Raw genomic sequence first — 21,144 nt, 5'->3', positions numbered from 1 at the left:
GTTCCTTAGAAGTGCATGCCCGGCGATAGCTTCGCAGGCATTTCAAGTACGTTGTTTTCGATCGAAGCGACCGGATAGGCGCAGTAGTCCGCCGCGTAGTAGGCGCTCGGACGATGGTTGCCCGATTTGCCCACGCCGCCGAACGGCGCGCTGCTGGCGGCGCCAGTGGTCGGACGGTTCCAGTTGACGATGCCGGCGCGTGCGCGCACCTGGAAGATCTTCCACAGGTTTTCGTCGTTCGAGATCAGCGCCGAGGCCAGGCCGAATTCGGTGGCGTTGGCGGCCTTGATCGCGCTGTCGAAATCCGCCACGCGGATCACCTGCAGCAGGGGGCCGAACCATTCTTCATCCGGAATGCCTTTGGCGTCGGTCACATCGACGATACCGGCGCTGACAAAGCCGGTGTTATCCACCAGCTGACGCATCGCCAGCAGGCTCTTGCCGCCTTTGGCGATCATGTCGGCCTGCGCCTGCACCAGGCGCTTGGCGACGGCCGCCGACACGACAGGGCCCATGAACGGCGCAGGTTCCGCAGCCGATGCGCCGATGGTCAGGCGGCTGGCCACGTCGACCAGGCGCGCGACGATCGCATCGCCTTCCGCGCCCTGCTTGACGATCAGGCGGCGCGCGCAGGTGCAGCGCTGGCCGGCCGAGATGAAGGCAGACGAAATCGCCATGAACACGGCGGCGTCGATATCCTTGACGTCCCACACCACCAGCGGATTGTTACCGCCCATTTCCAGCGCCAGCATCTTGCCCGGCTGGCCGCCGAACTGCTTGTGCAGCGCGGTGCCGGTCTGGCAGCTGCCGGTGAACAGCACGCCGTCCAGCAGTTCGTTCTGGCCCAGCGCGACGCCAGCATCGCGGCCGCCGTTGACCAGGTTGATCACGCCTTTCGGCACGCCGGCCTTTTCCCACAGCTGCACGGTCTTGACGGCGGTGCGCGGTGCGTACTCGCTCGGCTTGAAGACCACGGTGTTACCGGCGATAAGCGCAGGCACGATATGGCCGTTCGGCAGATGGCCGGGGAAGTTGTAGGGACCGAACACGCCGAACACGCCGTGCGGACGGTGGCGCAGCACGGCCTCGCCGTCGGCGACCTTGTTCTGGGTTTCGCCGGTGCGCGCACCGTAGGCCTGCACCGAGATGTCGATCTTGTTGGCCATGGTGGTCACTTCGGTGCGGGCTTCCCACATCGGCTTGCCCACTTCCTCGGCGATCAGCAGCGCCAGCTCCTCGGCGTCCTGCTTGAGCAGGTCGCGGAAGCGGGTGCAGACGGCGATGCGCTCGGCCAGCGGCGTCAATGCCCAGGCTTCGAACGCGTCCCGCGCGGCGGCGGCGGCGTGCGCCACGTCCTGCGCGGTCGATTCGTTGCTGGCCCAGGTCTGCTTGCCGTTCGATGGATCGATGGTGACCAGTTCAGCGCCGCTACCGGCGAGCCATTCGCCGTTGATGAAGTTACTCAAAGCTTTAGACATGTGGATTCTTCCTCAGATTAAGGGACAGCGTGCGCACCGTATCGCCGGTATGGCAGTGCAGGACTTGTTGTTCGGCTTCCGGCAGCGCGATGGCGCCGTTGACCGGCACCGATTGCGACAGGATCATGCGGAAATCCTTGAGCGTGGTGTTCGACACCAGCATCGGTTCGGCGGGCGCGGATTCCGGCGCGCAGGCCGAATCCCAGTCCGTCGTCGGGCCGATTTCGGCCAGCGTGCTTTCGCGCATGGCGCGCAGTTCCGACACGCGCGCCTGCAGCACCGGGCCGGCGTCGAAGATGTCGACGTAGCCTTCGAAGTAAAGGCCTTCCTGCTCCAGCAGGCGGCGCGCCGGCGCGGTCGAGGTGTGGACCTTGCCGATCACTTGCTGCGCGTCTTCCGGCAGGTAGGCCACGTACAGCGGCTGGCGCGGCATCAGCTCGGCGATGAAAGACTTCTTGCCGACGGCGGTCAGGTCGTCGACGTGGTCGAAGTCCATCTTGAAGAAGTGGCGGCCCAGGCCTTCGTAGAACGGCGAACGGCCGCTCTCCTCCTGGTAGCCGCGCATCTCGGCGATCAGCTTTTCGGTGAACAGGTGCGGGAACTGGGCGATGAACAGGAAACGGCTCTTCGACAGCAGCTTTCCGTTGTTGCCGGTGCGGTAGTCCGGCGCCAGGAACAGCGAGCACAGTTCGGTGCTGCCGGTCAGGTCGTTCGACAGGTACAGCGTGTCCATGCGGGTGAACACATCCAGCTCGCGGCTGGAGTGCACCAGGGTGCCGATGCGGTAGTTGTAGAACGGTTCGGTCAGGCCGACCGCGCCCTTGATCGCGCACACGCCGGCGATGCGGCCGTTGCTGGTGTCCTCCATGACGAACATGTAGTCGCGCTTTTCGGGCGGGATGGTCTCGGCGAAGGAGGCGACGGCGATCGCCAGGCGGTCGCCCATCATCTTCATGTCCGGCTTGAGGGTGGTCATGCCGCTGCCGACCTGCGTGGCCATCACGTACAGGGCGTCGAGGTCATTGGCTGTGATTGCGCGTACTACTAGCATAGTTGGTCCACTCTTAGATTCTGACGCAGATGACGGTATCGCCTTCGGCGATCTGAAGCGCTTCCAGCACATCGGCAGGCAGCGCCACGTTGACTTGCGATTCCAGCGCGGCGCAATGCGTGATCACCGCGCGGAAGTTATGTTCGGCGCCGGAGGCCACCGCGTAACGCACCTGCGGCTCGCGGCCGCGGTCCGGCGATTCGGCGGCGGTGGTCGCGCGGCGCTGCAGCGCGCCGTTGAAGGTGCGCAGCGAATTCTTGTGCGCCTGCAGGATCGGGCCGCCGTCGAAGATGTCGATGTAGTCGTCGGCTTCGAAGCCTTCGGCCGTCAGCAGGTTGAACGCCAGCTCGCCCGACGGATGGATCTGGCCCATGGCCGCCTGCGCGTCGCCCGGCAGCAGCGGCACGTAAACCGGATAGTGCGGCATCAGCTCGACGATCAGCGTGCGGTTGCGCGCGCCGCCGATCACGCGCTCGGCGTCGAGGAAGTCCATCTTGAAGAATTTGCGGCCCAGCGCATCCCAGAACGGCGAACCGCCGTCGGCATCGGTCACGCCGGCCAGCGGCACGAAGAAGCGGTCGGCGAAGCGGTGCGGCGCCAGCACGGCGAACATCAGCCGCGCGCGCGACAGCAGCGCCGCTTCCGGCGTGCCGTGTTCCTGCTCGCCGACGTAAAAACTCGACAGCTGCGAATAGCCGGTCAGCTCGGAGCACAGCGTCAGCGCGTGCACGCTGTGGCTGATGTTCAGGTCGCGCGAGACCTGCTGGATCACATCGTTACGGAAGGAGAAATAGGTGCCGTTGGAACCGGCCGCCGCGAAGATCGCGGCGGTGCCGACGATGGTCTTGTCCTTCGGCGACTCCAGCACCAGCAGGTAGGATTCCTCGCTGGGGATGTCGACGTGGGCGGCGAACGAGGCGATCGAGCGCTCGATCATGTCGGCGATCTTCTCGCGCGTTTTCGGCAAGGTGTGCACACCCGGCATGGTGACCGCGGCCAGCGCTTCGAGGGCAGCGATATCCGCAAGTTCGACCGGACGGACTACATACATGTGAACTCCTTAGTGCTTTGAATGCATGCAAGCCCGTGGCGAACGCCCGGGCCGTTAACGTCGTTCCCGCGTAGGCGGGAACCCATAGAACGCTGGCCAGGATGCTCAGCATGGATTCCCGCGTACGCGGGAATGACGGCGGTGATTACGCTGCCTTGAGCATGCCGTCCAGCGACAGGCGCAGGATGCGGTCGGCTTCGGCGATCTGCGCGTCGGTGACGATCAGCGCGGGCGCCAAACGCACCACGTCCATGCCGGCGATCAGTACCATCAGGCCATTGCCTTCGGCGGCGCGCTGGATGTCTTTCGAACGGCCCTTCCAGGCGTCGGTCACGACCAGGCCCAGCAGCAGGCCGGCGCCACGCACCAGCGTGAACACCTGTGGATAATCGGCCACCAGTTTTTCCATCGTCGCGCGCAGCTTGGCGCTGGCTTCCTTGACGCGGGCCAGGAAGGCCGGCTGGTTGATCGTGTCCAGCACGGTCAGCGCCACGGTCGCGGCCAGCGGATTGCCGCCGTAGGTGGTGCCGTGGCTGCCCACGCCCAGCGTCTTGGCCAGTTCGTCGGTGGTCAGCATGGCGCCGATCGGATAGCCGTTGCCCAGCGCCTTGGCCGAAGTCAGGATGTCCGGGGTGATGCCGTAGGTCATGTAGTGGAACAGGTCGCCGGTGCGGCCCATGCCGCACTGTACTTCGTCGAAGATCAGCAGGGCGCCGGTCTTGGTGCACAGGTCACGCAGCTCTTGCAGGAAGGCCTTGTCGGCAGGGACCACGCCGCCTTCGCCTTGCAGCGGTTCGACGATCACGGCGCAGACGTCGTCGCCGATGGCGGCGCGTGCGGATGCGATGTCGTTATAGGTGACGTGTTCGATCGCTGGCGGCAGCGGCTCGAAGCCTTCGGTGTACTTGGACTGGCCGCCGACCGACACGGTGAACAGCGTGCGGCCGTGGAACGACTGGTAGCACGACACGATGCGCGACTTGTGCGGGCCGAATTTGGTGTGGGCGTATTTGCGGGCCAGCTTCAGCGCGGCTTCGTTGGCTTCGGCGCCGGAGTTGCAGAAGAAGGCGCGGTCGGCGAAGGTCGCTTCGGTCAGCGCGAGGGCCAGGCGCAGCACTGGCTCGTTGGTGTAGCCATTGCCCAGGTGCCACAGGGTGTTGGCCTGGCGGGTCAGCGCCTCGACCACGATCGGGTTGCAGTGGCCCAGCGCGGCCACGGCGATGCCGGACGTGAAGTCCAGGTAGTGCTTGCCATTCTGGTCCCACAGGTCCAGGCCAGCGCCTCGGACCGGTACCATCGCTGCAGGTGCATAGGTTGGCACCAGAACTTCATCAAAAGTCTGACGAGTTACAGGACGGGTGGTTACGGTCGTATCGAGCTTGGCGTTCATGGCATTCCCTATCAATGTTGGGTAAGGCGCGGCACAGCACCGCGTGGACCCATTATAAAAAGCGGCATGCTAAAACTCTTTTCTAATGGCGACAAGGATTTTCACTTTTGGCCGCGAAAGTAAGATTGTCAGAACAACCAGTCTATACAGGTGGCGACAATTTACGCTGGCGCTCTTCGCGCGGGGTGTTGCCGAACAGGGCGCCGAAGGCGGTCGAGAAGTGTGAGCCGGACGAGAAGCCGCACATCAGCCCCACCTGCACGATGGAGTGGTTGGTCTCCAGCAGCAACTGGCGCGCGCGCTGCAGGCGCAGCTCCAGGTAGTAGCGCGACGGCAGGCTGCCCAGGTATTGCTTGAACAAGCGCTCCAGCTGGCGCCGCGACAAGCCGACCAGGTTGGCGATGTCGTCGGTGGACAGCGGCTCCTCGATATTGGTCTCCATCAGCGTGACCGCCTCGGACAGGCGCGGCTGCAAGGCGCCGAAGCGCGCCTGCAAGGCGACCCGCTGGCGCTCCTCGTGGCCGCGCACGCGCTCGATGCACAGGCTTTCCTTGACGGACGCCTGCACGGTGGCGCCGAACAGGTGCTCGATCATCGTCAGCGCGAAGTCGATGCTGGCGGCGCCGCCGCAGCAGCTCAGGTGGCGGCCGTCCAGCTCGAACAGGTGGGGCGTCAGGATGGCGCGTTCGGAGATGCCCTCGGTATCGGCGTACAGCGCCCACGGCAGCGCGATGCGCACGCCCGCCATCAGGCCGGCGGTGGCCAGCCACAGCACGCCGGCGCCCACGCCGCCCCAGTATTCAGCCGAGCGGCAGCGCTCGATGACGGCGCGGCTCAGCTCGGGCGCCAACGGCGATTGGCGCTCATCGGCCACCAGCAGCGCGATATGCCAGCCCGGCTGCGCCAGCACCACCTGCGACGGGGTCATGGTTTCCAGGTGCAGCACGTCGCGGCCGAGCACGGCGGCGGCCAGGCGCAGCGGCTGCACCAGGCCGGCCCAGGTGATGGCCTCCGCCTCGCCCGCGTTCACCAGCAGCATGCGCAACGGCCGCTCTTGCGTGACGCGGGATAAATTATCAAAAGACATAGAACACTTACTCCGGTGCCAGCGCGGCGGCGGGCCGCTCGGTGCTCCACTGGCTGACGATCATGCCGCCGATGAGCAGCATGGCGCCCAGCAGCCCGTTCCAGGCCAGCGTCTCGCCCAGCCAGAAATACGCGAAGATGGCCGCGCACGCCGGCTCGAAGGCGTAGATCACCGCCGCCTCGTTGGCGCTGCTGTGGCTCTGGCCCCAGGTCTGCAGCGAGATGATGGCCGCCGTGGCGACCACGCCCAGGTAGGCCAGGTTCAGGCCGTAGATCCGCAAGCCCTTGCCGATATAGCTCACATAGTCGGGCAAGTCCTGGCTGCGTTCGGCCAAGCCCAGCGGCACTTCGCGGATCAGCAGCCAGATCGCGGCGCACACGGCCACCGTCAGGATCTGCGACGCGGTCAGGACCATCAGCTTCTCGACCTTGCGGGTGGTGGACTCCATCAGCTTGACGTAGATGCCGAAGAACAGCGCGCACAGCAGCGCCAGCGTATCGCCGCGGCCCCAGGTGAAGCTGCCCTCCCAGCACAGCACGAACAGGCCGGCCAGCGCCAGCACCAGCGCGACCACGATGCGGCGCTCCAGCCGCGCGCCCATCAGCACGCCCAGCAGCGGCGGCACCAGCACGTTCAGGCCGGTGACGAAGGCGTTGCGGTTGGAGCTGGTCAGCGCCAGGCCCTCGATCTGGAACACGTAGCACAGGAACAACACTGCGCCGGCAACGATGCCCCATCGGACATCGTTCCACTTGGCGCGCCACATAAACGGCGACAACAGCAGGCCGGCCAGCGCGAAGCGGCACAGCACGATCCAGCTGGCCGACAGGTAGCCGGTCATATTCTTCATCGCAGGGAAAGTCGTGCCCCAAACCAGGGTCACGATCAGCAAAGCGGCGATGCCGCGCAAGTGTTGAGGCATGGTTTTTTTATTATGAATGTGCGTCCGCCATTATAGTCCCGGCCAAGATTGCCTGCGCGAACCGGCTATAATCACCGTCTATGGGTGAACGATTTTTGAAAAGTATCCGGCTGCTGGCCGATTGCTTACAGAGCTACGAACGGCTCTCTGGACAGTATGTGCGCCAGAGCGGCCTTACGCACGCCCAGTTCGACATCATCGCCACGCTGGGCAATACGCCCGGCATGTCCTATAAAGAATTGGGCGACAAGACGCTGATCACCAAGGGGACGCTGACCGGGGTGATCGAGCGATTGGAGCAAAAAGGTCTGGTGGAGCGTCAGCGCAATGATTGCGACAAACGTTCCTTCTTTGTCCGGCTGACGGCGGAGGGCGAGCAGGTGTTCTGCAATGTCTTCCCGAAAGTCGTCAAGGAAAGCGGAAAAGTGTTCGCGCACTACAGCGAAGACGATTTCGCCGCCCTTGAAAAAACCCTGACCGATCTTAAAACTGTAATCACGGCCGGCCATACCGAATGCCCGTCCACCCGCGACTCAACCAAGGAAATCATTTGAAAACGACTCTGCTCGAAGGCAAAAAGCCTGCCAAATTCGACAAACACATTATCGGCAACCTGCTGTTGAACCAATCGACGCCGGACGTGGTCCGCCAGGAAAAGCTGATCATCGGCATCCGCAACGAAGACGGCGAGATCTACCGCCTGATCGGCGCGACCAAGCACAACAGCTTCATGAACGCGATCGAGGAACTGTTCGACCTGGGCCTGACCGACGAACTGCAAGACACCGACGCCACCCAGGACGGCTGCGACGCCATCTTCAGCGAGCAGTAATCCCGCTGAAGGCTGTTGTTGTGCCAGGCAAAAGTATTTTCAGAAGAAGTGCCACATGGCAATATTCCGAGTATAATTTTTTGCAATGGACAGACTCGACGCCTTCAAGACCATTGCTGCTCAGGCGAGCCGGGGGGAGCTTTCGTTCCCGGCAAACGTCAATGCCTCGCTGCGCCTGCAGCAGGCGCTGAGCGATCCCGATTGCCACTTCGAGGCGGCAGCCAAACTCATCCAGGCAGACCCGTTGCTGGCGGCGCGCAGCGTCGCCATTGCCAACTCGGTGGCCTACAACCGTTCCGGTAATGAAATCTCCAGCGTGCGCGCGGCCGTGCAGCGGCTCGGCGTGCGCACCCTGCAATCGCTGGTGGCGGCGCTGATCGTGCGCCAGATCGGCAGCCAGGTCACGGAACCTTCCCTGCTGGCCAAGGTCAATCAACTGTGGGAACACACGGCACACGTGGCGGCCCTGTCGCAGGTGATCGCGCGCCGCGTCACCCGCGTCGATCCCGACACGGCGCTGTTCGCCGGCATCGTGCACGAGGTGGCGGGCTTCTACATGCTGTCCTGCGCCGGCGAGTTCCCGGAAGTGATGAACGGCGAGCCGGAAGACTGGGTCGAGCACGGCGAGGTGGAAATCGGCCGCGGCGTGCTGACCAAGCTGGGCGTGCCGGACGGCGTCTACAAGGCGATCGAATCGATGTGGGTCGGCCTGCGCGCGCTGCCGCCGGAAACCCTGGGCGATACGCTGTTGCTGGCCAATGATTTGTCGCCGGTGCATTCGCCGCTGTACCAGCGTCCGGGCGCGACCACGCTGCAGGGCGCGCGCACCATCGACTTCGTGGTCGGCGAGGGTACGCTGCATGCCATCATGAGCGAATCGGCGCTGGAAGTGCAGTCGCTGTACGCGGTACTGATGCTCTGAATAAAAAAAAGCCCGCTGGGGAGCGGGCAAAGTCCAAAACTAGGGATCTCCTCCAGAGGAGACAAACCCAGAATACCCGCCCTGCCGCGCCCGCTCTGTGCGCCAGTTCACATATGGAAGTACATTTCCATCACCACACCGGCTCGGTTTGTTTCCACGCATCCAGCTGCTGGATACGTCCCAGCCACGCCATCAATTTCGGATATTGGGTGACCGGCAATTTGGCTTGCTCGACATACATCAACGACGAGGCCACCGCGAAGTCCGCCAGGCTGAGTTTATCGCCGACCAGCCACTCGCGCCCCGCCAGATGCTGCTCCAGCACGGCGCCGAACTGCGCCACCTGGCGGCCGTAGCGCTCCAGCTCGTGCGCGTCCGGGCCGCCGGCGCCGGTCAGTCCCTTCCAGATGTTTTCATAAACAATGCCGCCCAGCGCCGGCGCGAAATGCTGCGACGACCACAGCAGCCAGCGGTTGATGTCGGCCCGCACCACGATATTGTCCGGATACAGCGTCTGCCCCAGCGTGCGGTCGGCCAGGTATTGCATGATGGCGCAGGATTCCCACAGGATGAAGTCGCCATCCTGCAGCACCGGCACCTTGCTGTTGGGGTTGATCGCGACCAGGCGGCGGCGGTCTTCCGGGCTCATCAGGTTTACTTCGGTCAGTTCCAGCGGCGTGCCCATGTGCAGGGCGGCCAGCATTACACGGCGCGAGCTGGTGGAAGCGGGGTGGTGGTATAAGCGCATGGCAGGTCTCCGATGTATGGGTTGAGGACTTCATCGTAGACCCAGGCTGCGACAGGTTTTGTCAGTAGTCTTCTTGCAGCTTCATTTCCTGGCGCCAGGTCTTGAGCAGGTCGCTGCGGCGGGCCGGATAGCGCTGTCCCAGCGACTCCACCTCCGCGATGCGGTCGATGCGGAAATGGCGGAAGGCCATGCGCAGCTCGCACCACGCAGCCAGCAGGCGCTTGCCCTCCAGGAAGGCCAGCGCGAACGGCCACACCACCCGGTCCGACGGCTTGCCGTGCTCGTCCTGGTAAGCCATGCGCAACCGGTGCTGGTAGCGGATCGCCTCGCGCACCGGGCGCACGTGGACGTCGCTGGCGCTGTCCTGGTCCTGGCCCAGCGGCACCCACAGGCTGGTCTCAGCCATGTCGTCGCGCAGGTCTTTCGGCGTGGCGGCGGCGATCTTGGCCAGCGCGTTGTTGGCGGCGGCGGCCAGCGCCTCGTCGCCCTGCCGGCGCACCCAGCGCGCGCCCAGCACCAGCGCCTCCAGCTCGTCGGCGCCGAACATCAGCGGCGGCAGGAAGAAGCCGGCCTTGAGCATGTAGCCGACGCCGGCCTCGCCCTCCAGCGGCGCGCCCAGGCCGGACAGGGTCTGGATGTCGCGGTAGATGGTGCGCTCGGAGACGCCCAGCTGCTCGGCCAGGCGGGCGGCGGTGACGGGGCGGCGGTAGCCGCGCATCGCATCCATCAGCATGAAAAGTCGGCCGGTACGGCTCATTGTCGGTCTCTCGCTAGTCGGTTGGCTGACGGCCGCCCGCCGACTAGTCGAGGTCGAGCAGGAAGTTGCGCGGCGGCGCGTCCAGCGTGGTGTTGTCGGTGGCTGTCTCATCCTTCAGCGCGACGCCGGACAATTGCCGCTGGCGCGATTCGGATAACAAGTAGTGAAGCTTGAAGGCTGCGTCGTCGTAGGTCAAGCCCGCCGGACGCACATTCGAGATGCAATTGCGGGCGGCGTCGGTCAGGCCGGTGCGCGGCGCCCAGGTCAGGTACAGGCCCATGCTGTCGGGCGAGCTCAGGCCGGGACGTTCGCCGACCAGCACCACCACCGCGCGCGCGCCCAGCAGCTCGCCCACCTCGTCGCCCACCGCCACCCGCCCCTGCCGCACGATGGACAGCGGCGCCAGCGACCACGACTCGGCGGCCAGCCGCGCCATCAGCACCTTCAGGAAGGGCACGGCGTTCTGCTCGATGGCCAGCGCCGACAGGCCGTCGGCGATGACGAAGGCCAGGTCGTAGCCGGCGCGGTCGTGAGGACGCTCCAGCAGCGCCTGGCGCGAGGCCTCGTCCAACCGCCGGCCCAGGTCGGGACGTTGCAGGTAGATGTCGCGGCTGGCGGCGGCGCTGTGCAGCGCCAGGCAGGGCAAGCCGGTCCCGGCCTGCAACGCGTCGCCCAGCGCGGCCTGATCCAGTGCCAGGTGCACGGCGTCGCGCGCGCGGGCGTGTGCGAGCTGGAACTCCAGCTGCGGCGCGGTCGGCTGGCTGACGCCGCTGCGTCCCAGTGCGATGCGCGCCGCCGTGAAGCGCCGCAGCGACAACCACGGATTGGCCGTCACCACGCCCTCATCGCCGGCAGGGCCGGAGGGCAGCAGGTGATCGTCGTCGTTCATGCGGGCTCCCATCAGTTCAGTCTGGCCAGCGCTTGCTGGAAGGAGGCCGGCAGCGCTTTGCCCAGTGTAACGTAATCGTCGCGGGTGAAGATCTCCATCTCCTTCAGCCAGGCCTCGAATTCCGGCGCCGGCTTCAGGCCCAGCACGCGGCGGGCGTACAGCGCGTCGTGGAAGGACGTGGTCTGGTAGTTGAGCATGATGTCGTCCGAGCCCGGGATGCCCATGACGAAGGTGCAGCCGGCCGTGCCCAGCAGGGTCAGCAGGATGTCCATGTCGTTCTGGTCGGCCTCGGCGTGGTTGGTGTAGCAGACGTCGCAGCCCATCGGCAGGCCCAGCAGCTTGGCGCAGAAGTGATCCTCCAGCCCGGCGCGCACGATCTGCTTGCCGTCGTACAGGTACTCGGGGCCGATGAAGCCAACCACCGAATTGACCAGCAGCGGCTGGAACTTGCGCGCCACCGCGTAGGCGCGCGTCTCGCAAGTCTGCTGGTCGACGCCGTGATGGGCGTTGGCCGATAGCGCGCTGCCCTGTCCCGTTTCGAAATACATGACGTTGTTGCCCACCGTGCCGCGCTGCAGCGACAGCGCCGCCTGCTGCGCCTCCGCCAGCAGGGCCAGGTTGATGCCGAAGCTGGCGTTGGCCGCCTCGGTGCCGGCGATCGACTGGAACACCAGGTCGATCGGCGCGCCGCGCTCGATGGCGGCGATGGTGTTGGTGACGTGGGTCAGCACGCACGATTGCGTGGGGATGCCGTAGCGGTCGATGATCTCGTCGAGCATGGTGACGATCTTGATCACCTGCGGGACGTTGTCGGTGGCCGGGTTGATGCCGATCACCGCGTCGCCGCTGCCGTACAGCAGGCCGTCCAGCACGCTGGCGGCGATGCCGGTGGCGTCGTCGGTCGGATGGTTCGGTTGCAAGCGGGTCGACATGCGTCCCGCCAGGCCGATGGTGTTGCGGAAGCTGGTGACGACGCGGCATTTCTTCGCCACCAGGATCAAATCCTGGATGCGCATGACCTTGGAAACGGCCGCCGCCATCTCCGGCGTGATGCCGGGGGCGACGGTGGCCAGCACGGCCTCATCGGCGGCGTCGCCCAGCAGCCAGTTGCGGAAGTCGCCCACGGTCAGGTGGGCGATGCGGGCGAAGGCCACGCGGTCGTGATCGTCGATGATCAGGCGCGTCACCTCGTCCTGCTCATACGGCACCACCATCTGGTTCAGGAACAATGAAAGCGGCAGCTCCGCCAGCGCCATCTGCGCGGCCACCCGTTCCTCGGCGCTGGCCGCCGCCAGCCCCGCCAGGTAGTCGCCGGAACGCGCCGGCGTCGCCTTCGCCATCAAGTCCTTCAGGTCGCGGAACTGGTATGTCCTGCTGCCTACCGTATGTGCAAAGCTGCTCATCGCCGTTCCTCTAGAAATTGCGCGAGGCCGTCACCACCAGGCGCTTTTGTGCCACGTTCTTGCCGCTGCCGTCGGCGTTGAAGAAGGTCCACAGGGGCGTGCCGTTCTTGCTGGCGTCGCCGCTGTTGTAGGTGCCCGCCGCCGTGAACGCCCACACGTCCATCGTCTTGGTCACGCCGACCTTGACGTCGAAGAAATTGAAGTCGCTCATGTTGCGTACTTGCTGGCGGCCCGCGTGCAGGTTCAGCGCCAGGCCCGGCATCAGTTCCGGATTCCAGTTCACTTCGGCGTAGGCGGTGCCGCGCGTGTTGGCCAGCTTGCCGGTGTCCGGCTGCACCGCGAAGCCGAACCAATACTGGCTCAGCGCCACCCACGCATAGGCGTTGAAGGCGCCGACGTTCACGCCCAGCTTGGCCTCCTGCGTATGGTACTTGATGTCCTTGCCACCCGCAGCGAAGTGCGCGCCGGGATACCAATAGGTGACCAGGCCGGCGTCAATGTTGCTGTCCGCGCTGAGCGGATAGCGATAGCCGCCGTAGAGGTCGATCTCCGAACCGCTGCCGTTGTTATAGGCCGCGTGCGAGACGCCGGATCCGAACAGGCCGACATAGAAGCCGCTGGCGTGCGTGAAGTCCAGGTTGGCCTGCACGGTTGGCTTGGCCTGGGTCTGCGAGATGCCGCGGAAAATATAGTCGGACACCACCGTCACGTTGCCGGTGTTGGTCCAGGCCGGCGCGGGCGCGGGCGCGGCCGGTGCGGCGTCGGCGGCCAGCGCGGCGCCTGCCACGCAGGCCAGGCATCCGGCCGCGGCCAGCAGGGAGGGTATGGATTTTGACATTGAAGAGGCTCCGTTGGTTTGGGTTAGACGGCGTCGTACACCGCGTGTTGCTGGCGATTACCCTTAGTGGCCAGGAAGAATGCATAGCCGACGGCCATGAAGCCGACGAACACACCGAAGATCAGCAGGTTGTAATAGATCATCGTCACCAGGCAGACCAGCGCGCCGATCAGCGCGAGCGCCGGGAACAATGGATAGAACGGCGCGCGGAACGGACGCACCATGTTCGGCTCCTCGCGGCGCAGCTTGAACAGGCTGAGCATGCTGAGGATGTACATGGTGATCGCGCCGAACACCGACATGGTGACGATGTTGGCGGTCAGGGTCTGGCCGCCGATCTTGATCAGCTCGTCGCTGTAGATGGCGGCGATGCCGATCACGCCGCCCGCAAGAATGGCGCGGTGCGGCGTCTTGAAACGCGGGTGGATCTTGGCGAAGTAATGCGGCAGGTAAGCCTCGCGCGCCAGGGCGAAGATCTGGCGCGAATAGCCCAGGATGATGCCGTGGAAGGAAGCGATCAGCCCGAACAGGCCCAGCCACACCAGCATGTGCAGCCAGTTGCTGTGTTCACCAACGATGATCTTCATGGCCTGCGGCAGCGGATCGTTGATGTTGGCGAGCTTGGTCCAGTCGCCCGCGCCGCCGGCGAACACCATCACGCCGACCGCCAGCAGCACCAGCGTGATGATGCCGGCGATGTAGGCGATGGGAATCGAACGCTTCGGATCCTTGGCTTCCTCGGCCGCCATGGCCACCCCCTCGATCGCCAGGAAGAACCAGATCGCGAACGGAATCGCCGCGAACATGCCGGGGATGGAAGCGATGCTGAAATGATCCTGCCCCGACCAGCCGCCCTTGACGAAGTTCACCACCGAGAAGCCCGGCGACACCACGCCCATAAACACCAGCAATTCAAAGATGGCCAGCAGCGTCATCAGCAATTCGAAGGTGGCCGCCACCTGCACGCCGACGATGTTCAGCGTCATGAACACAATATAGGCACCGACCGCCGCCGTCTTCGGATCGACAGAGGGGAACTGTACATTCAGATAGGCGCCGATCGCCAGCGCGATGGCCGGCGGCGCGAACACGAACTCGATCAGCGTGGCCGCGCCTGCCAGATAGCCGCCGGTCGGACCGAAGGCGCGCTTGCTGTAGGCGAACGGGCCGCCCGCGTGCGGAATCGAGGTGGTCAGCTCGGTGAAGCTGAAGATAAAAGTCGTGTACATCGCCGCGATGAACAGCGCCGTGATGGTAAAGCCCAGCGTCCCCGCCGAGGCCCAGCCGTAGCTCCAGCCGAAGTACTCGCCCGAGATCACCAGGCCCACCGCGATGCCCCACAACTGAAAGGTGCCTAGCGACTGTTGCAGCGCCGGTTGCCCGGCCGCCTGTTTTGCACTCATGAGTTTCTCCCTTTAGATAAAGCGTGTCTGGTATGGAAGTTGCAGCAGAATCGAGTATAGGAGCCAGCCAAACGCCAGCGTTATCGAAAATCGGCAAACATGCAGGGACTGGGCGCCTCGGGAAGAAATAACAACAGCGGAGAAAAATAATATGCACCAGACTGCGACAGAGTTGTTACACAGTGCGCCAGATTTGCGCACTGTGATGGCGCACGACGCCGATGAACTGGCCAGCAAGCTCACCAACTGGCAGCAGAGCTACGACCAGATCAGCTCCGGCCTGTTCCACGGCGCCCTCACCGAACTGCGGCTGCCGCAGTTGCAGGTGTTCCGTGAAAGCCTGAGCCAGTCGGTGCGCCAGTCCTGCCGCGTATGGCCGGACGCCATCTGGTTCGGCCTGCCCGACCACGGCGCCACCACCCGCATCAACGGCCGGCAAACCGCCGCCGACTGGATCATGGTGCAGCCTGGCAACGTAGAGTTCGAACTGGTAACACCGAGCGCGTACAGCATCTTCGGCATCGTCGCCAGCCGCGAGCTGCTGGCCGAGACGGCGCGGCGCCACGGCTGCCAGGTCGACTGGGAGCGCGTGCAATCGGCCGAGCTGTTGCAGGTGGATGCGCAAGCCCAGGCCAAGTGCCTGCGCATCCTGTCGCAGCTGCTGCCGGCCGATGGCAACACCACGGCCGATGGCGCGGCGCAGTGGCAGGAGACGGTGTTGTCCACCCTGCTCGACATGCTGGACCACAGCTGCGTGGAGCCGGCGCTGGCCGCGAGCCTGCAACGGCGCCGCCATGTGGTGGCGCTGGCGCGCGAGTACATCATGGCGCACCGCAGCGAGTCGATCACCGTGCCGGAGCTGTGCGAGCGGGTGCACGTCAGCCGCCGCACGCTGCAATACTGCTTCGAGGACGTGCTGGGCATGAGCCCCATGCTTTACCTGCGCATGGTGCGCCTGAACGGCGTGCGCCGCCAGTTGCAGGACGGCGTCGCCATCGGCGACGTGGCCGACTCGTGGGGGCTGAGTAACTTCAGCCAGTTTTCCAGCGACTACCGCAAGCTGTTCGGCCAGTGCCCGTCGGCGTCGCTGCGGTCGCGTTCAATGGCGCGCGCTTAGATGAGGCCCAGCGCGCCGCCCAATGCGCCGGCCGCGATCAGCAGCACCGGATTGATTTTTGTACGCAGCAGCACCAGCGCGGCCAGCACCGTCAGCGCGTCCGCATGCCAGCTGACGTTGGAGATGCGGGTGAACAGCCACGCGGTGGCGGCCAGGAAGCCTATCGATATCGGCGCGAAGGCATCGCCCAGCGCCTGCGTCAAGCGCCCGCCGGCATGGCGCGCCTGCAGGCGTATCGCGGTGAGCGTCAGCAGCGTGGATGGCACCAGCACCGCCAGCGTGGTGAAGACGGCGCCCATCCAGCCGGCGATCAGCCAGCCCACCAGCGATATGAACAACAGGTTGGGACCAGGCGCCGCCTGCGCGATCGCGTAGGCGGCCGAGAACTGCTCGTTGTTCAACCATTGTTTACCTTCGACGACATAGTGGCCGACCTGCGGCCCAAGCAGCACCACGCCGCCACCCACCGCCATCAGCGACATCAACGCGATGTGCAGCGACAGTTCCATGACTGGAGATTGCTCGTTCATTTTTCTTCTCCCAACAGGTAGGTCGCGGCGGTGCCCAGTGGCGCCAGCACGCAGAACACCAGCGCCAGCTGCCATTGCAGCAGACCCAGTCCGATAAAGGCCAGCGCCAGCAAGGCCGCCTGCAGGCGCGCACGGTTGGCGCGCCAGTCGGCCTTGGCGAACATGGACTTCGCCATCTTTACGGCGGTGGCGAGGATCAGCCCCGCCGCCACCGCCGCCATGCCGCGTATAGCGTGGCGGAACATGTCGATTTCGCCGAAGCGCTGGTACACCACGCCCAATGCGATGACCACCATGAACGGTCCGGTGATCATGCCGGCCAGCGCGGCCAATGCGCCGCTGGTGCCGGCGTAGCGGTTGCCCACCATCAGCGCGACGTTGCAGATGGTGGGACCGGGCAGCATCTGGCTGGTGGCGAGATACTTCGCGAACTCCTCGGCCGTCAGCCACTTGTGCTGCTCGACCAGCGCGCGGTAGGCGAACGGCATCACACCGCCAAAGCCCACCAGTGCCAGCCTGGAAAACACCAGGAAAATTGTTGATAGCGGCATGGTCTTCTCCTTCGGTTTCAATGGGGCGAATTTTCCGCTTCGGAGAAATATAAGTACAATGAATTTATTTAGACCATATATTCATTTTTCTGATGAAAATCGACACACTCGGCGTGCAGGCTTTTGTCGCGATTGCGGACTTCGGCGGATTCCAGAAAGCGGCGGAGACGCTGCACATCACGCAAACCGCCGTCACGCAGCGGCTGCGCAATCTGGAGGACTTCCTGGGCGTGATGCTGATCGAACGCACCACGCGCTCCATCGCGCTGACCGGCATCGGCAAGGACTTCCTGCCGCAGGCGAGACGGCTGCTGGATGAGCTGTCATCCACGCTGAACGAGATCCGCGAGACCGGCAAGGCGCAGCGCGGCGACGTCTCCCTCGCCTGCGTGCCGACGGTGGGCATCCAGTATCTGCCGCGGATCATCCAGGCCTATTCGGCGCGCTTCCCGGAGAACCGTATCAAGATCCTGGACTACGCCTCGTCGCGCGTGGCGGAGGCGGTGCAGCGGCGCGAAGCGGAGTTTGGCATCGGCCTTGGAGGCGGCGTGCATCCGGAGCTGGTATCGGAGCCACTGATGGAGGATGACTTCGTGCTGGTTTGCCGCGACGATCACCCGCTGGCCAAGCGGCGCTCGCTGACGTGGACGCAGATCCAGCCCTACCCGCTGATCTTCTCGGGTGATGTGAATGGCAACCGCGCGCTGCTCGACAGCTATTTGGGCAGCAAGAGCGCAGAACTGAATCTGCATTTTCAGTACGACGTGCAGCGCAGCGCGACGGCGGTGGGGCTGGTCGCGTCGGGCATCGCGGCGGCCATCGTGCCCGGGCTGGCGATCTTGAAGGGCAGCTATCCGCGCCTGCGCGCCATCAAGCTGAAGGAACCGACGATCTCGCGGCAGCTGGTGCTGATCACCCGCCGCGCCGGCCACCTGTCGCCAGCCGCGCAAGCGCTGTACGACATGCTCAAAACTGGCCGCTAACCCAATGGGGAATCCATACAACCGCCGAACAATCAAAAACCGATGCCGTATTCGCGGAACTTGGCCGACATGATGCGGCGCTCCTGTTCCTCCGCCTCGCGCTGCGCCGGTTCGCGGCTGGTGATCTCGGCCGGCATGCGGCCGGCGGCGGTTTCGAATTGTCCGCGCGCTTCTTCGCGGCGGCCCAGCGCTTCGTAGGCCAGCCCGCGCTGGAAGTATGCCGGCGCGTAACCCGGCTGCGACTGCAATCCCAGCGACAGCGCCTGCAAGGCCTCGTCGTATCGCTTCAGCGCATTCAACGTCAGGCCCAAGTGGTACTGCACCATCATCGACGGCTTGTTGAACAGGACGCGATTGAGCTCTTCCGCCTTGCGCACGATGCGCAGGCTCTCGCCGTACTTGCCTTCCTTGCGCGTTTGCGCAGCGTAGTTGATGTAGCGGTAGAAGACCCGCAATTGCCGCTTCTTGACCGTCTCGCGCAGGTCGGCCAGATAGTGGCTGGTGTCGTCGCCGGCATGGCGGGCGCATTCCTCGTAGGCGTGCGCGCCGCCCCTGCCCCAGCTGGTGAAAACGCGCCGCTCGCCGATGCGGTTCAGCAGCCCGGCCATGGTGGCGTAGTCGCCGGCTTGGCAGGCGAAATAGGCGTAGGCGTTCAGGTTCCACGGATCGGGATAGCGATCGACAAGCGCATCGAAGCTGGTCTTCATCTCGCTCCAGTCGGCAAGACTCTTTTCAAACAGCTTGTCGTCGTAGGCCATCTGGCTCATGTACCAGTAGACGCGCGCGTACATCGCGTCGGAATCGGCGGTTCGCATCGACATGGCGCTGCGGGCGATGTCGTCCACCGCGTCCGGCGCGCTGGCCCACATCTCGGTCGAGAAGAAGGCGGCGGAGAAGTAGGTCTCGTGATAGTTCGGGAATTCCTTGCGGGCGTCGGCCAGCAGGTGCGTCACGCCGAGGAAGCTGTAGTGGTCCGTGTAGGGCAGCACCTGCAGCACGGCCTTGTAGAACTCGGGATCGCGCTCCTTGAGCATCGGCTTCTCAAGCGTGTTGAGGATGCCCATCGCTTCGCGCGTGTCCGCGAGCATGCGTGCGATGTCCTCCTTGGGCACGTCCTTGAAATTGGCTGTGCCTCGGAAGGTGGTGGCGCGCCCGAGCAGCACGTAGACGTGGTACATGCGCGCCACGTTCGATTTGGGGAACTGCTTTTCCCAGGCCTTGGCCTCGCTCTCCATGCGCGTCCAGAAGGCCGCGTCGCGCGTGCCCTGCGGACGCCAGTGCAGCTGGTTGTAGAAGATCGCCAGCTTCCATACGCCGCTGCCCGTTCTCTGGGTCTGGTCCAGCAAGCGCTTGCGCAATGCCTCCAGGCTTTTGTAGTCAGCCTTTTGCAGGTAGCCCTGCACCTCGGCGATCAGCGCGTTGCGGGCGTTCAGTTCCGTGGTGTCCTGCGCAGGGGCGACGGGCCTGGCTGCGGGGGCGGCCTCCGCGACCACAGCGCCTTCCATCGCACGCGCCAGCGCCTGCTGCATGCGTCCCGCTTCCGGCCCGGCGGGCCGCGACTTGTCGAGCCGTTCCGCCCACTCGTCGCCGCCGATGGGACGCTGCGACGCCACGCCATCCACATACACGCTGACGTAGCCGAAGTAATTGAGCAGCATCGGCTTGCCGGGACCGAAGTAGTCCTTCTCCGCCACCAAGCCGTCGCCACGCGGTGGCCAAGGGTCGCTCATGTGCAGCACGTCGCGGATCGCCGCCTCGACGCGCGTGGGGTCGAGCTTCTGGCATGGGTCGTTCAGGCGCTTGGGATGGAAGCTGCACAGCTGCGCGCCGCTGCGCGTCTTGATGAACCACTGGGCGATCGGGTCACCGGCATGGCCGTCGGGCTGCTCGATCAGCATCGATGCTTCAATCGGCTCGCCCGCGTACTGCGCCAGCTTCTGATGGATGGGCCGCTGCGGATGCTGCTGCGGCCAGATGCGCATGAACTCATTCTCGGCGATCGGATGGTCGCGCAGCGCGGAGGTGTAGCTCAAGTCCCACGGCAGTTCGGCGCCATGCGCGGCGCAGCAGACCAGCAAACCGGCCAATAATCTGTACGACATAAAAAAATCCCCCAGAAGCTAAAAAGCGCTGGGGGATTCTACTATCGATTCGATAACGTTGTTTAAACTACAGCGCCATCGGTTTCGTCTTTTTCCTTGATAGGCTTGATCAGGTCTTCGCGCTTCACGCCCAGCCACATGGCCACCGCGGCAGCCACGAACACCGACGAGTAGATACCGAAGCAAATACCGATGGTCAGCGCGACAGCGAAGTAGTGCAGCGTAGGACCGCCCAGGAACAGCATCGACAGCACCATCATCTGCGTGCAGCCGTGGGTGATGATGGTACGCGAGATGGTCGAGGTGATCGCGTTGTCGATCACTTCATGCACCGACGACTTGCGCTGCTTGCGGAAGTTTTCGCGGATACGGTCGAAGATAACCACCGATTCGTTGACCGAGTAACCCAGCACCGCCAGCACCGCCGCCAGCACCGTCAGCGAGAACTCCCACTGGAAGAAGGCGAAGAAGCCGAGGATGATGACCACGTCGTGCAAGTTGGCGATGATGGCCGCCACGGCGAATTTCCATTCGAAGCGCACGGCCAGGTAGATCATCACGCCGATGATCACCATCACCAGCGCGTTCAAGCCGTTCTGCGCCAGCTCGTCGCCCACTTGCGGGCCGACGAATTCGACCTTTTGCAGCGAGACGGTTTCGGCGCCGGCGGCGTCCATGCAGGCGGATTTGACCACGTGCTCGCCCTTGGCGGTCACGGTGTCGATCTGCTTGGGCGCGCCCTGCTCGGCCGCGCACAGCGTGGTGAACACCAGCTGCGACGCGTCCTTGGAGGTGACCGACTTGATCACCGGCAGGCGCAGCATGACGTCGTGCGCGGTGCCGAAGCTGGTCACTTCCGGCTGCTCGTAGCCGATCTTCTCCAGCGAGTGGCGGATCTGCTCCAGCTTTGCGGGCTGCTGGTAGCGCAGTTCCATCACGGTGCCGCCGGTAAACTCCACCGAGAAGTGCAGGCCCTTGTGGATCAGGAAGAACACGGCCGCGACGAAGGTCAACGCGGAAATCACGTTGAACACCAGCGCGTGGCGCATGAACGGTATGTCTTTTTTGATGCGGAAAAATTCCATGTGAA

Annotated in this window: 21 protein-coding genes; 5 read left to right on the top strand and 16 right to left on the bottom strand. The window is 64.6% G+C overall.

Annotated elements, in window-relative coordinates; genetic code table 11:
- Nucleotides 1–5 precede the first annotated feature (5 nt).
- The 6 genes from astD to GTP90_RS10890 all read right to left on the bottom strand — a co-directional run bounded on the left by astD (nucleotide 6) and on the right by GTP90_RS10890 (nucleotide 6,979).
- A complete protein-coding gene (astD, locus tag GTP90_RS10915) occupies nucleotides 6–1,478 on the bottom strand; it encodes a succinylglutamate-semialdehyde dehydrogenase (protein WP_161083545.1) in 1,473 nt (490 codons plus the stop codon).
- Nucleotides 1,471–2,529 carry an arginine N-succinyltransferase gene (gene astA / locus GTP90_RS10910; protein WP_161083544.1) on the bottom strand — a complete coding sequence of 353 codons (1,059 nt, stop codon included), beginning with the start codon at nucleotides 2,527–2,529 and terminating at the stop codon, nucleotides 1,471–1,473. The genes astD and astA overlap by 8 nt, the downstream gene beginning before the upstream one ends.
- A gap of 13 nt (nucleotides 2,530–2,542) precedes the next feature.
- Nucleotides 2,543–3,580, bottom strand: coding sequence for an arginine N-succinyltransferase (locus GTP90_RS10905; protein ID WP_161083543.1), 1,038 nt, complete (start codon nucleotides 3,578–3,580; stop codon nucleotides 2,543–2,545).
- Nucleotides 3,581–3,725: 145 nt separating this feature from the next.
- A complete protein-coding gene (gene astC, locus GTP90_RS10900) occupies nucleotides 3,726–4,970 on the bottom strand; it encodes an acetylornithine/succinylornithine family transaminase (protein WP_161083542.1) in 1,245 nt (414 codons plus the stop codon).
- Between the two features lie 142 nt (nucleotides 4,971–5,112).
- Nucleotides 5,113–6,057 carry a GlxA family transcriptional regulator gene (locus GTP90_RS10895; RefSeq protein WP_161083541.1) on the bottom strand — a complete coding sequence of 315 codons (945 nt, stop codon included), beginning with the start codon at nucleotides 6,055–6,057 and terminating at the stop codon, nucleotides 5,113–5,115.
- Nucleotides 6,058–6,064: 7 nt separating this feature from the next.
- Nucleotides 6,065–6,979, bottom strand: a complete 915-nt coding sequence (locus GTP90_RS10890; protein WP_161083540.1) for a DMT family transporter — start codon at nucleotides 6,977–6,979, stop codon at nucleotides 6,065–6,067.
- 80 nt (nucleotides 6,980–7,059) lie between these two features.
- Here GTP90_RS10890 and GTP90_RS10885 point away from each other — a divergent pair, with 80 nt between their 5' ends.
- The 3 genes from GTP90_RS10885 (at nucleotide 7,060) to GTP90_RS10875 (ending at nucleotide 8,733) form a co-directional block, all read left to right on the top strand.
- A complete protein-coding gene (locus tag GTP90_RS10885) occupies nucleotides 7,060–7,533 on the top strand; it encodes a MarR family winged helix-turn-helix transcriptional regulator (protein WP_161083539.1) in 474 nt (157 codons plus the stop codon).
- Nucleotides 7,530–7,811 (top strand): hypothetical protein, encoded by a 282-nt coding sequence (locus tag GTP90_RS10880; RefSeq protein WP_161083538.1) that lies wholly within the window; start codon nucleotides 7,530–7,532, stop codon nucleotides 7,809–7,811. The genes GTP90_RS10885 and GTP90_RS10880 overlap by 4 nt, the downstream gene beginning before the upstream one ends.
- An 85-nt stretch (nucleotides 7,812–7,896) precedes the next feature.
- Nucleotides 7,897–8,733 (top strand): HDOD domain-containing protein, encoded by an 837-nt coding sequence (locus GTP90_RS10875; RefSeq protein WP_161083537.1) that lies wholly within the window; start codon nucleotides 7,897–7,899, stop codon nucleotides 8,731–8,733.
- 130 nt (nucleotides 8,734–8,863) lie between these two features.
- On the opposite strand, the gene GTP90_RS10870 is transcribed toward GTP90_RS10875, so the two are convergent.
- The 6 genes from GTP90_RS10870 to eat form a co-directional block, all read right to left on the bottom strand.
- Nucleotides 8,864–9,481, bottom strand: coding sequence for a glutathione S-transferase family protein (locus GTP90_RS10870; RefSeq protein WP_161083536.1), 618 nt, complete (start codon nucleotides 9,479–9,481; stop codon nucleotides 8,864–8,866).
- 61 nt (nucleotides 9,482–9,542) lie between these two features.
- Nucleotides 9,543–10,238, bottom strand: a complete 696-nt coding sequence (locus GTP90_RS10865; RefSeq protein WP_175048049.1) for a helix-turn-helix transcriptional regulator — start codon at nucleotides 10,236–10,238, stop codon at nucleotides 9,543–9,545.
- Between the two features lie 43 nt (nucleotides 10,239–10,281).
- A complete protein-coding gene (gene eutC, locus GTP90_RS10860; protein ID WP_161083535.1) occupies nucleotides 10,282–11,127 on the bottom strand; it encodes an ethanolamine ammonia-lyase subunit EutC in 846 nt (281 codons plus the stop codon).
- 11 nt (nucleotides 11,128–11,138) lie between these two features.
- Complete coding sequence (locus GTP90_RS10855) at nucleotides 11,139–12,530, bottom strand: ethanolamine ammonia-lyase subunit EutB (RefSeq protein ID WP_161083534.1); 1,392 nt, start codon at nucleotides 12,528–12,530, stop codon at nucleotides 11,139–11,141.
- Between the two features lie 10 nt (nucleotides 12,531–12,540).
- Complete coding sequence (locus GTP90_RS10850) at nucleotides 12,541–13,368, bottom strand: TorF family putative porin (RefSeq protein WP_161083533.1); 828 nt, start codon at nucleotides 13,366–13,368, stop codon at nucleotides 12,541–12,543.
- A 23-nt stretch (nucleotides 13,369–13,391) separates the two neighbouring features.
- On the bottom strand, nucleotides 13,392–14,771 hold the full coding sequence (eat, locus tag GTP90_RS10845) for an ethanolamine permease (protein WP_161083532.1): 1,380 nt from the start codon (nucleotides 14,769–14,771) through the stop codon (nucleotides 13,392–13,394).
- A 205-nt stretch (nucleotides 14,772–14,976) separates the two neighbouring features.
- On the opposite strand from eat, the gene GTP90_RS10840 reads away from it, so the two are divergent.
- Entirely contained in the window at nucleotides 14,977–15,888 is a 912-nt protein-coding gene (locus GTP90_RS10840; RefSeq protein ID WP_254451817.1) for a helix-turn-helix domain-containing protein, read from the top strand.
- On the opposite strand, the gene GTP90_RS10835 is transcribed toward GTP90_RS10840, so the two are convergent.
- Both GTP90_RS10835 and GTP90_RS10830 read right to left on the bottom strand, forming a co-directional pair.
- On the bottom strand, nucleotides 15,885–16,418 hold the full coding sequence (locus tag GTP90_RS10835; RefSeq protein ID WP_161083530.1) for a chromate transporter: 534 nt from the start codon (nucleotides 16,416–16,418) through the stop codon (nucleotides 15,885–15,887). The genes GTP90_RS10840 and GTP90_RS10835 overlap by 4 nt on opposite strands.
- Nucleotides 16,415–16,969: a chromate transporter gene (locus GTP90_RS10830; RefSeq protein WP_161083529.1), complete on the bottom strand. Its 555-nt coding sequence runs from the start codon at nucleotides 16,967–16,969 to the stop codon at nucleotides 16,415–16,417. Before GTP90_RS10830 ends, GTP90_RS10835 begins: the two co-directional genes overlap by 4 nt.
- A gap of 92 nt (nucleotides 16,970–17,061) precedes the next feature.
- Between GTP90_RS10830 and GTP90_RS10825 the strand changes: the two genes are divergently transcribed.
- Entirely contained in the window at nucleotides 17,062–17,952 is an 891-nt protein-coding gene (locus GTP90_RS10825) for a LysR family transcriptional regulator (RefSeq protein ID WP_161083528.1), read from the top strand.
- A 32-nt stretch (nucleotides 17,953–17,984) separates the two neighbouring features.
- On the opposite strand, the gene GTP90_RS10820 is transcribed toward GTP90_RS10825, so the two are convergent.
- Nucleotides 17,985–20,054, bottom strand: coding sequence for a tetratricopeptide repeat protein (locus GTP90_RS10820; protein ID WP_161083527.1), 2,070 nt, complete (start codon nucleotides 20,052–20,054; stop codon nucleotides 17,985–17,987).
- A 62-nt stretch (nucleotides 20,055–20,116) separates the two neighbouring features.
- On the bottom strand, nucleotides 20,117–21,139 hold the full coding sequence (gene secF / locus GTP90_RS10815; protein WP_161083526.1) for a protein translocase subunit SecF: 1,023 nt from the start codon (nucleotides 21,137–21,139) through the stop codon (nucleotides 20,117–20,119).
- Between the last annotated feature and the right edge of the window lie 5 nt (nucleotides 21,140–21,144).

Source organism: Duganella vulcania, from assembly GCF_009857655.1.
Classification (GTDB): domain Bacteria; phylum Pseudomonadota; class Gammaproteobacteria; order Burkholderiales; family Burkholderiaceae_D; genus Rugamonas; species Rugamonas vulcania.
The sequence above is the reverse complement of the archived record's forward strand: the minus strand, read 5'-3'. Positions and strand labels throughout refer to the sequence as shown.